We start from the raw sequence: 13,047 nt of genomic DNA, 5'->3' as shown, positions 1-13,047 counted from the left end.
TCCGCGCCAACCGCCCGCAATGCAACCTCGTACAACCCTGCCGGCACCAATTGATCGTGTTCCGTAAAGGGCAGGGTGAGGGTTTGCGCAAGTGTGCGCCGGGCACCGCCCGAGAGCACGCAACGTACCGGCGCGCCGAGTTGCGCCTGCAGTTGCGCGTGACTGCGCTCGACGAGACCGGCCTGCGCTGCGGCGCAGCCGCGCAGAATGGCGTCGGCCGTGCTGCGGGCAAATGCCTGCCCGCCGGATGGCATGGTGGCGTCGAGCGTCGGCAACTGGGCCGTGCCTTGTGCGAGAGACTGAAGCATCAGCGCGGGACCTGGCGCGATCAATCCGCCGAGATAGTCGCCGTCGGCACGCAAGGCTTCAACGGTCGTGGCCGTGCCCAACGTCACAATCAGCAGGTGTTCGCCGGGCCATGCGGCATGCGCACCGATCAGGCTCGCCCAACGATCGCTGCCGAGTTGAGCGGGCGTGTGATAACCGTTGCGCACGCCTGCGCGTGACTCGCTGGCACGCAAGACCTGCAGCCAATCGGCCGAGGCCATGCCCCATAGCGTTTGCAGCGTCATGCGAACGGCTTGCTCCGCCGCGTCGCCAGCGACATTCGCCAGCCAGACGCCGGCAGGTACCGGGCAAATGAAGCCTTCGTCCTGTCCGCCCTGACCGATCGCGAGCGGGGCCGTATTCGGGGGGAAGTGGGCGTCGCCGCCCCGCCCGGAGGCCAGCGCTGCCCAGCCCGCACGGATTTGGGTTGCGAGCGTGCGCCATTCGGCATGGTCCACGGCACCGCTGGCCAGAAACGACGGCGACGCGGCACGCCATTCGGCCGGTCGCACGGCTGGCGCCAGTGCCCATTTGATCCGGCTGTTCCCGGCGTCTACGAGAAGCCATGGCGCGTGTTCTGCACCGCTTGCGCCCCCGATGTCGTTCGCGACGTGGGTGTCGGGGGTGATGGCTGCCGCCTTTGCCGTACCTGTCGTTAGGGATGGGGGCGTGCGTCGGGAGACGGTCATCGGCGGACTCCTTGTGCGCCCGGCGCGGACGTATCGAGCAATCGCACGGAGACTTCGCCGCTGGCGACAACGCGCTCGCCTTCGTCAGTGGCGACCCGCAGGCAGCCTTGCGAGTCGACGCCGAGCGCCACGCCATGCAGCAAGTCCCGGCCGTGCTCGATGACACGAATCGATGCCCCGCCGTAGGCGTGCATGGCCTCCCAGTCGTCGCGGAATGCGCTGAAGCGATGTTCGGCAAAACGGTCCAGCATGGCGGCAAGACGCTGCACCAAGGCAATGAGCACCGACGACATATCCGGTGCCGGGAGTACCGATTCGAGCGCGGCGGGCGGTGTGGCAGGGATGACGGACGTTGCAACGCCGGTGTCGGCGGGCGCGCTGGCAGCGGCTGCGTTGTCGATGCGCGTTGCGACATCCCCGGCCTGCCGAAGATTGACACCGATGCCGATCACGACACCGATCCGTCCCGGCCCGGCCGGGACGGTCTCGATCAGAATGCCCGCGAGCTTGCCGCCACGCAGCAGCACGTCGTTCGGCCACTTGAGGCCAAGCGCATGCGGTGCCGACAGCGGCAGATCCGATAGCCCTTCCACGACAGCGACACCCGTGGCAAGCGACAGTCCGGCCAACTCGGCCGGTCCGCCCGGCAGCACGTACGCCAGCGAGAACGTGAGACTGTCGCCCGGCACGCTTTGCCAGGCCCGGCCGCGTTGTCCGCGTCCGGCCGTCTGCTGCATCGCGGCGCGCACCACAGGCGCGCACGAGGCATCTTCACGAAGCCGTGCGAGAAGGTCGAGATTCGTGGAGCCAGTGGCGTCGACGACTTCGATCTGCCAGTGACGGCAAGCCGCAGCCAGATGCAAGCGAATTCGGTCGCCATCGAGTGAGCGCGCCGCAGTGTCGCGCGACGGCTCGCCAGCCCCGCCGCACGGGTGTTCGGGGCAACCCGCAGCCGAGGCGGCGAGGACGGTGTTCAGCGAGGAAGATGCGGCGTTATTCATGGCTGCTATTGTAGCGGCGAGGCCGGTGCCGCGCCGGTCTGCGCTGCGTCGATCCTTGTTTTTCGGCATCATCCGAGGCGCAAGTCAGCCGATTCCGGCGCGTTTTCAGCCCTTGGCGGGTTGCCATCGCTGGGTCCCGCCTGTACCGTACAATGACCCCGTTTTGCCGGATTCCGGCGGTTTTTTGCCAGGAGATCGTCTGTTTTGAACCTCGATGCCGTGCCCACTCTGGAGCTGACCCCCTCGTCGCAAGGCCCGGTGGTCATGCTGCGCGGCCTATGGACAGCGCTGGCGCTTTCGCAGCGCAAGAAAATGCTGCTGCGTCTCGTGCGCGCCCTGCCTCGCGGGGAGCTGGCGTGGGATCTGACCTGTGTCGAACGGCTCGATCACGTTGGCGCGCAGGCTTTGTGGCGTTACTGGCAACGTCGGTACCCGGAGCGCATTGCGCTGACGCCGACACAACGTGCGCTGTTCGATCACCTTGCCGAATTCGACCGCACGCGGCAAAGTCCGGTGCCCACGCGCCGCGTCGATCCGGTCAGTCGGCTGGGGTACTCGCTGTTCTCGTTGGGGGAGCATTTGCGCGACGGCATCACGATGTTCGGTCGCTTCGTGATCGACCTCGGCCGTGTCATTCGCCATCCGGTGCGGGCGCCATGGTTGGAGATGTCGGCCAATATCTATAGCGCGGGAACCAAGGCGCTCGGCATCACGGCGCTGGTAGCGTTCCTGATCGGCATCGTGCTGTCCTATCTATCTGCCCAGCAACTGAAGCTGTACGGGGCGAGCACATTCATCGTGAACATCCTCGGTCTCTCGGTGATCCGGGAACTCGGACCGGTGCTTTCCGCGATTCTCGTGGCGGGACGTTCGGGGTCGGCGATCACCGCCCAGTTGGGCGTGATGCGCGTGACCGAAGAGCTGGACGCGATGCGCGTGATGGACATTCCACACGGACTCCGGCTTGTACTTCCGAAGGTCATTGCCCTGGCGATTGCCATGCCGCTGCTGGTCATGTGGACGAACATCGTTGCCTTGCTCGGCGGCGCGCTCGCCGCGAAATACGAACTGGGCATCGGACTGCACTACTTCTTCACAACGCTGCCTAACGCGGTGAACATCGCCAACCTGTGGATCGGTCTGGGCAAAGGTGTCGTCTTCGGCATGTTGATTGCCCTCGTGGCCTGTCACTTCGGCATGCGCGTCAAGCCCAATACGCAGAGTCTTGGAGAAGGCACGACGCAGTCGGTGGTGACATCGATCACCGTCGTGATCCTCGCCGACGCCGTTTTCGCGATTCTGTTCCGTAACGTGGGGATCGGCTGATGCACGAATCCACTGTCCCAGATCTGCCGTCCTCCACGCCAGATACCGAAGCGACCCCGCTGGCGCCCGGCGGTGACGTGCGGGCCGGTGCCATTGCCAACTGCCCGCCAGTGTCGTCGACGCTGCCCGGTGAAGCCGAGCCGGTGATCGAAGTGCGCGATCTGACCAAACGGTACGGCACGCACACAATTCACGAGCATCTGGATCTCACCGTGCGGCAAAGCGAGATCATCGCGCTCGTCGGCGGATCTGGGTCGGGCAAGACGACACTCATCCGGCAGGTCATCGGACTGGAGTCCCCGACGAGCGGCCACATCAGCATCTTCGGTCACGACATCACGATGATCGACCGGCGCACCGCGCACCTGCTGCGGCGCCGCTCAGGCATGCTGTTTCAGCGTGGCGCGCTATTCTCCGCGATGACGGTGTTCGACAATATTGCACAGCCGCTGCGTGAACTGCACACGCTCTCGGAAGATCTGATTCGCGATGTCGTGATGTACAAGCTGGAGATGGTGGGACTGTCGGGGCGCATGGCGAATCGCATGCCGTCCGAGTTGTCCGGCGGGATGATCAAGCGCGTGGGGATCGCGCGGGCCATCGCACTGGAGCCGGAACTGCTCTTTCTCGATGAGCCTACGGCCGGCCTCGATCCGCAGGCGTCAGACGAATTCGTGGACATGATCCGCGGCCTGCATCGCTCGCTCGGCCTGACCGTCGTGATGGTCACGCACGATCTGGATACGGTGATGATGCTGGCCACGCGTGTGGCCGTGCTGGCCGACCGTAAGGTGCTCGTCAACGCGCCGGTGGAAGACGTGGTGTGTGTCGATCACCCGTTCATCCACAGCTTCTTCCTCGGTGAGCGCGGCAGACGCGCGTTGCTGGCCTTGCCCGCAGCGCGGCGCGCCAAGATTTCGGAGTTACTCGACGATGGAAAATAAATCGCACGCATTCATGGCGGGCCTCTTCACGCTGGCGTTGCTCGCCGCCGTTGCCGCTTCGGTGTACTGGTTCAACCGGGACAATCGCGTTCGCGTGCCCTACGATCTGGTCTCGCGTACCAACGTGACCGGCCTGAATCCAGAATCCGCCGTACGGTATCGCGGGCTGGGCGTGGGTAAGGTGGACTCGATCAGGTTCGATCCACGCACGCCGGGCCAGATTCTGATTCGCATTCTCGTGAACGAAGGCACGCCGATGACCAAGTCGACGTTCGCCACGCTGAGCTATCAAGGGGTGACGGGGCTGGCCTTCGTGCAACTGGACGACGATGGGCGTGACCGCACGTTGCTGCCGTCGTCGGCGGCGCATGTCGCGCAATTGCGGCTGCGCCCGAGCTTCGTCGACGAACTGCAGCGGCGCGGTAACAATCTCGTGCATCAGTTGGAGGAGGCGACGTCGTCCGTCAACAAGCTGCTCTCGCCCGACAACCGGCAGGCCATACTGGACTCGATCAACAGTGTGAAGACTGCGGCGCAAAGCGTGAATCGCGTGGCGCAGCAACTCGAACCTGTGACCCAGCAACTGCCCGACACCGTGCGCGAACTGAACGGCACGCTCGCCGGTACACATCGTCTGACAAATCAACTGGCCGATCCGCAGGGGCCGCTGATTCGCAATCTGGATAGCGTGGGTCGCGCGGCCGATCAGGCGACATCGAGCCTGGCGGCATTCCAGGCAACGATGCATACATTCGAAGGCTCACTGCAACAGGAGGCGCTGCCGCGTCTGAACACGCTCTCGGACGATCTTCGCTCTACGACGCAGGCCGTCGGCCAAGCCGCCGAGACAATCAATCGCAATCCGCGCGCGCTGCTCTTCGGTACGTCGCCGCCGCCACCCGGTCCGGGTGAAACCGGTTTTTCGTGGCCCGGCAGGGCAGGTCAATGATGCGCAACACCGTCATGCAAGGGGATATCGAGATGACTGAGCCTACCGGCGCGATCCAGACCAACGAGGCAACGACTGCGACGCGGCTTGGCCGCCGTAGCCCGCGCCGGCTGCGCGCGCTGACCACTTGGCTGCTCTATGCCGGGACGGCCGCGCTGATGGCCGGATGTGCCGCGACGACGCCGTCGGACTCGCTGACGCGTTTCGATCTCGGTCCGCCGATGGTGCCTGCGGCTTCGGCCGCCGCCAACGTGGCGAACACGGCCAATGCAGCCAACGCAGGCGCGCCCGCATGGGATGTGACCGCCGCCGGGGCGCCGCGCATGCCGCCACTCAAAGTGGTGATCAGTGCGCCGAGCTGGCTCGACGCCGACGTGATCTATTACCGCCTGCCTGCAAGCGACGGCGATCAGGCCCGCGTGTATGCGAACAGCCGATGGCTCGCGTCGCCCGCCCGGCTCTTCGGGGATCGTCTGCGCGCGGCCCTGTCGGTCGACCGGCCTGTACTGTCGGCAGGCGACCCGACCGCTGCACCCGCGATGCGCGTGGAACTCGAGGAGTTTGCGCAGTACTTCGACAGCACGTCGTCGAGTCACGGTGTTGTGCAGGTGCGCGCCACGCTGTTCGACGGGCCGAAGCTGCTCGCGCAGACGACGCTGCGTGCGCAGGCGCCTGCGCCGAGTGCCGACGCCGCAGGCGGCACAAGAGCGCTTGCCGCCGCCACCGATGCGGTACAAAGGCAACTGATCCAGTGGCTCGCCGGCCGCGTGCCGGCACCGCCGGCCACGACACGCGCGGGCGAACAGTCACGGGCCTTGCCCGCTGGGTCGCCGGCATCGGGTGCGTCTGCACCCGCGCGATAGAGTGCAGCCCCGATGCCTGAGCAGGATGACAAACCCTGGCAACGACGTGCCTCTCCGCTCGCGCGTCAGGCGCTGATTTGCCTGATTTTGCTGATCGCCTACGCGAGCCTGTACCCGTTCGAATTCCAGCGCGCCGCCGTGGGGCCGTTCGACTATCTGTTCGCACCGCTTCCGCGCTGGATGACGATCTTCGACGTCGTGACCAATGTGCTGGGCTATATCCCCCTGGGCATACTGACTGTGCTGGCGCTGCACCCCGCGTGGCGCGGCACGCGCGCGGTACTCGCGGCATTCTTGCTCGGCGCATGGCTCTCGTGCGGCATGGAGGCCTTGCAGACATACCTGCAGACGCGTGTGGCGTCGAACGTCGATCTCGCGACGAACGCCCTCGGCGCACTCATCGGTGGTGCGATTGCGGTGCCGCTCACGAGTCCGCTGCTCGATCGCGGATGGCTGCGGCATTTGCGCTTCGCATGGTTTGAGCGGCACGCGAGTTTGCTGCTCGTACTGTTGGCGCTATGGCCGTGGGCGCAGGCCTATCCGCAACAGTTTCTCTTCGGAGACGGCGACCTCGTGCGCCAGATATGGCTCTGGCAGGACCCGGATGTGACCGATCTCGTCATCGACTGGGTGCCGCGACTCGGTCAGTTGCAGGACTATCTCTCCGAACTCGATGCCGTGGCCAGTCACGCCTTGTGGGAGACGGTAGTGACCGCCAGCGGGACCATTCTGGCCGGATTGCTCGCCACGCTCGCGATCCGCCGCTCGGCGCCGCGCGTGCCGCTGCTGTGCGCGATGTTCGTGAGCGCGTTCGCGATCAAGGCCGTTGCGTCGGCGTGGCAGTTCTCGCCGGCACAGGCGTTCGACTGGGTGACGGCCGGGGCGATCTATGGCGTGATCGTCGGCGCACTCGTGTTGCTCGTGGCCGGACGCGGGCCGCGCGCACTGCGCGGCGCGGTCGCGTTGGCGGCGCTCGTCGTGCTGTTGGTCTTTGTCAATCTGCTGCCCGCGAATCCGTACTATGAGGCGGCGCTGCAATCGTGGCGGCAAGGCCGCTATGTCCACTTCAACGTGTTGGCACGCTGGCTCGCGTGGACGTGGCCGTATCTCGTGCTGATCTACCTGCTCGCGATGTTCGATCCCAGTCATCGCGGCCCCGCCCGAAGCGTCGGTAATCAGCGCTGAGCCCCGCCCTGCCTGGTCGGGCGGCAAAATGCGACGGCAGATTGTTTCCAAATCGGCAATAGCGTATTGGCCGCCAGCCCATTGGTGAACGGGGCCGCGAATCCTAAACTCCCATGTAAGGCACGCTGGCACTCAGTGTGTCACGACCGCCCGGCGGCTTCTGGCAGATCCCGGGCGGTTTTTCATTGGTGAGGTGGCGATGAGTACATGGGGATTGATGTTTGCGCACAGGACACGGCAGCGAGTGCTGATGGCCGTGATCGCTGCCGCCACGGGCATCGAAATGCTGGAGAACGGCATGTTCGTGTTCGCGTCGTCGCATATCGCGGGCGGCGTCGGCGCCGCGCCCGAAGAGTACGCATTCGTCTCCACGCTCTACGCCGTGGCGGGGATTCTCGTCATTCTCAAGCAGCGCTGGCTGGCGGCCCGCCTCGGCTATCGCACGTTCCTCGCGGGCGCGCTCACGCTCATGGCGTTCGGTGCATGGTTGTGTGGCATGGCGCACACGCCGAATGAGCTCGCCGTCGCGCGCTTCGTACTCGGTCTTGGCGCGGGATCGCTATTCACCGCCAGCCGGATTCTCATCAACCTGTGTTTCGCGCCGGAATTGCGGCTACGGGCGTTGCTCTTCTTCACCTATGGCTTCTTCGGCGGACAGATCTCAGCGCCATTGCTCGCGAGCTATCTCGTCGACCATTTTCTGTGGTCGTCGGTGTTCTTTGCCGTTGTGCCGATCGCGCTCGCCGGCGCGCTTGCCTCATGGCTCGTCATTCCGGATTTTCGCGAGCGTTTGCGCGACGAAGGCGAGTTCGAGATGCGCGGCATCGTGTTCTTCGCCGCAGGCGTGCTGTTCGTCGAAGTCATGATGCAGCGCTCGCGCTTCGACTTCTTCTCCGATCCGCTGCATCTGCTCGAACTGTGTCTGGTCGGCGCGATCTGCGCAATCGGTTACATGTGGCATCAATACTCGCATCACAAGCCGCTGATCGATTTCCGCGTGCTGGTGCGTAATCCGGCTTATGTGCTCGGGTTGGGCGGCTACGCCGTGTATTACTTCTTCTCCTATTCCACGTCGTATCTGTTCCCGATCTACATGCAACAGGGGCTGAACTGGAGCGTGGAGCATACCGGCTATCTTCAGGCGGTGGCGTCGGTGACGAGTCTCGTCGTGGCCGTGATGTACACCTTGGCGCGACCGAAATTCGTGCAGCTCAAGCCGTTCGTTTTGCTCGGTTATCTGTGTCTGCTTGGCTACGCCTTCCTGCTCTCGCAAAGCTATCCGGGCGTGTCGAGCCAGTGGCTGATTCTGCCGATGGTGCTGAGCGGACTGGGCGGGGTATTCGCCATGATTCCGATTGCCGAGCTGACGTTTCGCGGCATGGACGAGTACGTCTTCCAGCACGGCTATCAGACCAAGAACATCGTGCGTCAGTTGGTGAGTTCGATGTCGGTGTCCATCATGGCTGTGCTGATGCAGGACCGGCAAGCGGTCTTCATGCATCAGCTCACGCCGTCGATGACGCCGCTCAATCCGGCGTACAACGCCGCCATTTCCCAGGCACAGCAGGCGTTCGGCGCGAGCGTCGACGCGACGACCGCGTCGCACATGGCTTCGGCATGGGTCGGCAATCTGGCGTCACAACAAGCGCTCGTGCTGGCGTGCGTGAACGTGTTCTTCGGCTTCGCGTGTCTGGCCGCATTTTGTGCCGTGTTCATGGCGGTGCAGCGGCGTCTGCGCTGAGCGCTGCGTGACAGGGCGACGGGTCGACAGTGAGACGGGGCGGCGAGCCTTCGGCCGCGTCGGCCTGCCCGTCCCGGATACTGCATTTGCGCATGCGTGACGTGTGGTGTGAGGCCCCCTGTGGATCCCGCGTCCGCAGCGTCCGGGCAGGTCGGTTAGAATGGCCCGCAATACGTTGCCACTCCCCAAAGCACCGACATGGCCACTCAGTCGCCGTACTACCAGCATCACGTGTTTTTCTGCCTGAATCAGCGCGAACCCGGCGCCGACCGGCCTTCGTGCGCCAACTGCAACGCTCAGTCGATGCAGGAGTACGCGAAGAAGAAGGTCAAGGAACTTGGCCTGGCCGGTCCCGGCAAGGTGCGGGTGAACAAGGCCGGGTGCCTCGATCGCTGCGAGCAGGGACCTGTTGTGGTGATCTATCCCGAAGGGACCTGGTACACCTATATCGACGAATCCGATATCGACGAGATCGTCGAGAAGCATCTGGCGCAAGGCGAGATCGTCGAGCGTCTGCTGATCGACTGATCCCGGCGGACAATTCACCGATTCACCGATTCACCGATTCACTGGTTTGCTGCCTTGCGCGTCGCGTTTTGCGCCGCCGCACGTCAGCCCGACATCGCTCATGAACGCTCAGACTGAACGCTTCACCATCGACGGCCCGGTCGGCGCCATCGAAATCGCCATCGACCGTCCGGCCGGCGCACCGCGCGGCATCACCCTTGTGGCGCACCCGCATCCGCTGTTCGGCGGCACGCTCGACAACAAGGTCGCGCAGACGCTCGCCCGCGCGTTCGTCCAGCTCGGCTACGCCGTGGTGCGTCCGAATTTCCGCGGCGTCGGCAAGTCGGCGGGTGAGCACGATAAGGGGATCGGTGAGCGCGACGATCTGCTCGCCGTGATCGACTGGATGCGCCGGCAATCAGGCTGGGAGACGTTGCCGCTCGCCCTCGCCGGGTTTTCGTTCGGCACGTTCGTACTCTCGCATGTCGCGAAGACGCTTGAGGCGGCGGGTACGCCTGCGCAGCGTCTGGTGTTCGTGGGCACGGCCGCGAGCAACTGGGAAGTCGCGACGGTGCCGGCCGACACGCTCGTCATTCACGGCGAAGTGGACGACACCGTGCCGCTGCAATCGGTGCTGGATTGGGCGCGGCCGCAGACGCTGCCTGTGGTCGTCATCCCCGGCGGCGAACACTTCTTCCACGGCCTGTTGCCCCTGCTGAAACAGATCGTGGTCGACGCGTGGCGTCATTGACACACCCCGCACGAATTTCGGCCAATTTCGGCCGCTCCGGGCCGCCGCACTGGGGACGTGAAATCGCGGCGGGTATAATTCGCTTCTGAACCATGTCGTGCCGTGCCGGGTCTATGTCCCGGACAGGCATGGCACCGGCGCTACGGTGCCGCTGTCTTCTTCGCCGTGCCGCGCGTTTGCCAAAGCGCCGGTGGCATGGCGCTTCTTTCAGTGCAGATGCCCCTGAGTCTCACATCGTTTCCCTCTTCGCCAATGAAATTCAACGCTTCGCTGTCCCGTGCTGCCGCTGCCGCGGCGATCGTCGCTTGCGGCTCGCTTGCTGCACTTCCCGCCCGTGCTCAACAGATTCCGCCGCCGCCGATGACGGCCAAGGCATGGACGATCGTCGACGTCACCAGCGGTCAGGTGCTTGCCGCCGGTGACCCCGATGCGCGCGTAGAGCCGGCTTCGCTCACGAAGATCATGACGTCGTACCTGATCTTCGAAGCCCTGCGCGACAAGCGCATTTCGATGGATCAGACCGTCATTCCGGGTGAATCGGTTCGCAAGGTGGGCCGTGACGAATCGCGCACGTTCATCGAAGCCGGCAAGCCGGTCTCGGTGCACGATCTGGTCTACGGCATGATCATCCAGTCGGGTAACGATGCCTCCATCGCACTCGCCGAACTCGTGGGTGGCTCGCAGCCGGGCTTCGTCGAGCTGATGAACCGCGCGGCGCAGCGCATGGGCCTGAAGAACACCCATTACACGAACGTCGACGGTCTGACCGACCCGCAGCACTACACGACGGTGGCCGACATCGCCGCGCTGTCGACGCACATGATTCAAGACTTCCCCGAGTACTACAAGATCTACTCGGAGAAGAGCTTCACCTATAACAACATCCGCCAGCCGAACCGTAACCGCCTGCTGTATCTCGACCCGACGGTCGATGGGCTGAAGACCGGCCACACGAAGGAAGCGGGCTACTGCCTCGTGTCGACGGCGTCGCGCCCGATGCCGGGCGCGCCCGGCGTGAACCGCCGCGTGCTGTCGGTGGTCGTGGGCGAACCCACCGAGCGCGCCCGTGTGCAGGACAGCCTCTCGGCACTGAACTACGGCTACCAGAACTTCGACACGCTGCGCGTGTATGGCGCGAATCAGGTCGTGGCCACGCCCAAGGTATGGAAGGGCAAGGAAAGCGAGCTGAAGATCGGCGTGAAGAAGGACACTTTCATCACCGTGCCGAAGGGCATGGCGGACAAGATCAAGCCGCAGCTCGAATTGCGTGAGCCGCTGATTGCGCCGCTGGCCAATGGCGCGCCGGTCGGCACCGTCAAGGTCATGGCCGACGGCAAGCAACTGGCCGAATTCCCGGTCGTGGCGCTCGCCGATGTGCCGCAGGCCAGCTTCATCGGCCGCGCCTGGGATGCCCTGCGTCTGATGTTCGTGAAGAAGTAACGATTGGCTGTGGCGTCCCGGTCGCGGGACGTGCGCTGGCAAAACGCGTAGCATTACCGCATGCGTTGATCCGGTGTCCGGTCTGGCAGGCTCGCGGTGCGGGCCTGCTGCAATGCAAAGGCGCGCCCGGTGGGCGCGTTTTTTCCTTTCGCCGCGCATCTGGCGCGCACCTTGCAAACATGGATAACCCCACCATCTGGCTAAATGGCGACCTGATTCCGCTCAGCGACGCCAAAATCTCCGTACTCGATCGCGGTTTCCTCTTCGGCGACGGCATTTACGAAGTCGTGCCCGTCTATCACGGCAAGCCGTTCCGTCTGACGCAGCATCTCGAGCGCCTCGAGCGCAGTCTTGCCGAGATCCGCATCGCCAATCCGTACACGCGCACCGAATGGGAGGCGCTCTTCGCACGCCTGTCAGCCACCTGTTCCGCCGATCCGCACAGCGTCTACGTGCAGGTCACGCGTGGCGTGGCGCCGCGTCAGCACACCTTCCCGAAGGACATTACGCCCACGGTGTTCGGGATTGCGACGCCGCTTACGCTGCCCAGCCGCGAGAAGGTGGAGGGCGGGGTAGGAGCGGTTACGCATGAGGATCGCCGCTGGCTGAACTGCCACATCAAGTCGACGTCGCTGCTGGGCAACGTGCTGATGGCGCAATACGCTGCCGATCACGACGTTCAGGAGACGATCCAGTTCCGCGATGGCAGTCTGACCGAGGCGTCGTCGAGCAACGTGTGGGTCGTCAAGGGCGGTGAGATGTTCGCACCGCCGCGCGATAATCGAATCCTCGAAGGCATTCGTTACGGTGTGCTCGAGAGTTTCGCGCTGGAATGCGGTATTCCGTTCCATGAGCGCGTTGTGAGCGAAGCGGAAGTCCGCAATGCCGACGAACTGCTCATCACGTCGGCCACGAAGGAAGTGCTCGCCGTCGTCACGCTTGACGGCAAGCCGGTGGGCGATGGCAAGCCGGGCCCCGTTTTCCGCGCGCTGTACGCGGCTTATCAACGCGCCAAGGAGGCACTATGACGACGGAAAAGAAGGAAAGTCTGCTCGAGTTTCCGTGCGATTTCCCCATCAAGGTGATGGGAACGACGCAGGACGGATTTGCGGATGCCATCGTGGCGTTGCTGCGGGAGTTCGATGCGGAATTCGACGCGGCGACAGTGGAAATGCGCCCGTCCAGCACGGGCAAGTATCTCGGGCTGACCGTCACGGTGCGCGCTCACTCGAAGGCGCACCTCGACGATATCTATCGCGCGCTGACCGGCCACCCGATGGTCAAGGTCGTGCTGTAAATCGGGCGTGCAGCATGCGAAGCGGGT

The 13,047-nt window shown here is 64.5% G+C and carries 12 protein-coding genes and 1 pseudogene; 11 read left to right on the top strand and 2 right to left on the bottom strand.

Going from position 1 to position 13,047, the window contains the following annotated elements:
- Positions 1-20: 20 nt before the first annotated feature.
- A pseudogene (locus PBR20603_RS01910) lies at positions 21-1,016 on the bottom strand (type III pantothenate kinase); the annotation flags it as partial.
- Positions 1,013-2,017, bottom strand: coding sequence for a biotin--[acetyl-CoA-carboxylase] ligase (locus PBR20603_RS01905; protein ID WP_174977746.1), 1,005 nt, complete (start codon positions 2,015-2,017; stop codon positions 1,013-1,015). The gene PBR20603_RS01905 and the pseudogene PBR20603_RS01910, both read right to left, overlap by 4 nt.
- Before the next feature lie 204 nt (positions 2,018-2,221).
- Here PBR20603_RS01905 and PBR20603_RS01900 point away from each other — a divergent pair, with 204 nt between their 5' ends.
- The 11 genes from PBR20603_RS01900 to PBR20603_RS01850 all read left to right on the top strand — a co-directional run bounded on the left by PBR20603_RS01900 (position 2,222) and on the right by PBR20603_RS01850 (position 13,020).
- Positions 2,222-3,343: an MlaE family ABC transporter permease gene (locus tag PBR20603_RS01900; protein ID WP_150557845.1), complete on the top strand. Its 1,122-nt coding sequence runs from the start codon at positions 2,222-2,224 to the stop codon at positions 3,341-3,343.
- The gene (locus tag PBR20603_RS01895; RefSeq protein ID WP_150557844.1) at positions 3,343-4,287 is read left to right on the top strand and encodes an ABC transporter ATP-binding protein; all 945 of its coding nucleotides are present in this window, start codon (positions 3,343-3,345) and stop codon (positions 4,285-4,287) included. The genes PBR20603_RS01900 and PBR20603_RS01895 overlap by 1 nt, the downstream gene beginning before the upstream one ends.
- A complete protein-coding gene (locus PBR20603_RS01890; protein ID WP_150557843.1) occupies positions 4,277-5,236 on the top strand; it encodes an MlaD family protein in 960 nt (319 codons plus the stop codon). The genes PBR20603_RS01895 and PBR20603_RS01890 overlap by 11 nt, the downstream gene beginning before the upstream one ends.
- 32 nt (positions 5,237-5,268) lie before the next feature.
- Entirely contained in the window at positions 5,269-6,099 is an 831-nt protein-coding gene (locus PBR20603_RS01885; protein ID WP_174977745.1) for an ABC-type transport auxiliary lipoprotein family protein, read from the top strand.
- 12 nt (positions 6,100-6,111) lie between these two features.
- Positions 6,112-7,284: a VanZ family protein gene (locus PBR20603_RS01880; protein ID WP_150557841.1), complete on the top strand. Its 1,173-nt coding sequence runs from the start codon at positions 6,112-6,114 to the stop codon at positions 7,282-7,284.
- Between the two features lie 250 nt (positions 7,285-7,534).
- Positions 7,535-9,025 carry an MFS transporter gene (locus tag PBR20603_RS01875; protein WP_174977744.1) on the top strand — a complete coding sequence of 497 codons (1,491 nt, stop codon included), beginning with the start codon at positions 7,535-7,537 and terminating at the stop codon, positions 9,023-9,025.
- Positions 9,026-9,223: 198 nt separating this feature from the next.
- Complete coding sequence (locus PBR20603_RS01870) at positions 9,224-9,553, top strand: (2Fe-2S) ferredoxin domain-containing protein (protein WP_150557839.1); 330 nt, start codon at positions 9,224-9,226, stop codon at positions 9,551-9,553.
- A gap of 100 nt (positions 9,554-9,653) precedes the next feature.
- Positions 9,654-10,283 carry an alpha/beta hydrolase gene (locus PBR20603_RS01865; RefSeq protein WP_150557838.1) on the top strand — a complete coding sequence of 210 codons (630 nt, stop codon included), beginning with the start codon at positions 9,654-9,656 and terminating at the stop codon, positions 10,281-10,283.
- 252 nt (positions 10,284-10,535) lie between these two features.
- On the top strand, positions 10,536-11,723 hold the full coding sequence (locus tag PBR20603_RS01860) for a D-alanyl-D-alanine carboxypeptidase family protein (RefSeq protein WP_150557837.1): 1,188 nt from the start codon (positions 10,536-10,538) through the stop codon (positions 11,721-11,723).
- Positions 11,724-11,902: 179 nt separating this feature from the next.
- On the top strand, positions 11,903-12,751 hold the full coding sequence (locus PBR20603_RS01855) for a D-amino acid aminotransferase (RefSeq protein WP_150557836.1): 849 nt from the start codon (positions 11,903-11,905) through the stop codon (positions 12,749-12,751).
- Positions 12,748-13,020, top strand: coding sequence for a DUF493 family protein (locus tag PBR20603_RS01850; protein WP_150557835.1), 273 nt, complete (start codon positions 12,748-12,750; stop codon positions 13,018-13,020). The genes PBR20603_RS01855 and PBR20603_RS01850 overlap by 4 nt, the downstream gene beginning before the upstream one ends.
- Positions 13,021-13,047 lie beyond the last annotated feature (27 nt).

Source organism: Pandoraea bronchicola (genome assembly GCF_902459805.1).
GTDB classification, from domain to species: domain Bacteria; phylum Pseudomonadota; class Gammaproteobacteria; order Burkholderiales; family Burkholderiaceae; genus Pandoraea; species Pandoraea bronchicola.
Note: the sequence above shows the minus strand (reverse complement) of the source record. Positions and strands in the feature narration are given on the sequence as shown.

Excerpts from the sequence above, each read along its gene's own strand:
- PBR20603_RS01850 (WP_150557835.1), top strand. The coding sequence starts at position 12,748 with ATGACGACGGAAAAGAAGGAAAGTCTGCTCGAGTTTCCGTGCGATTTC.
- PBR20603_RS01880 (WP_150557841.1), top strand. The coding sequence starts at position 6,112 with ATGCCTGAGCAGGATGACAAACCCTGGCAACGACGTGCCTCTCCGCTC.
- PBR20603_RS01885 (WP_174977745.1), top strand. The coding sequence starts at position 5,269 with ATGACTGAGCCTACCGGCGCGATCCAGACCAACGAGGCAACGACTGCG.
- PBR20603_RS01875 (WP_174977744.1), top strand. The coding sequence starts at position 7,535 with ATGGCCGTGATCGCTGCCGCCACGGGCATCGAAATGCTGGAGAACGGC.
- PBR20603_RS01895 (WP_150557844.1), top strand. The coding sequence starts at position 3,343 with ATGCACGAATCCACTGTCCCAGATCTGCCGTCCTCCACGCCAGATACC.
- PBR20603_RS01890 (WP_150557843.1), top strand. The coding sequence starts at position 4,277 with ATGGAAAATAAATCGCACGCATTCATGGCGGGCCTCTTCACGCTGGCG.
- PBR20603_RS01860 (WP_150557837.1), top strand. The coding sequence starts at position 10,536 with ATGAAATTCAACGCTTCGCTGTCCCGTGCTGCCGCTGCCGCGGCGATC.
- PBR20603_RS01905 (WP_174977746.1), bottom strand. The coding sequence starts at position 2,017 with ATGAATAACGCCGCATCTTCCTCGCTGAACACCGTCCTCGCCGCCTCG.
- PBR20603_RS01855 (WP_150557836.1), top strand. The coding sequence starts at position 11,903 with ATGGATAACCCCACCATCTGGCTAAATGGCGACCTGATTCCGCTCAGC.
- PBR20603_RS01865 (WP_150557838.1), top strand. The coding sequence starts at position 9,654 with ATGAACGCTCAGACTGAACGCTTCACCATCGACGGCCCGGTCGGCGCC.
- PBR20603_RS01870 (WP_150557839.1), top strand. The coding sequence starts at position 9,224 with ATGGCCACTCAGTCGCCGTACTACCAGCATCACGTGTTTTTCTGCCTG.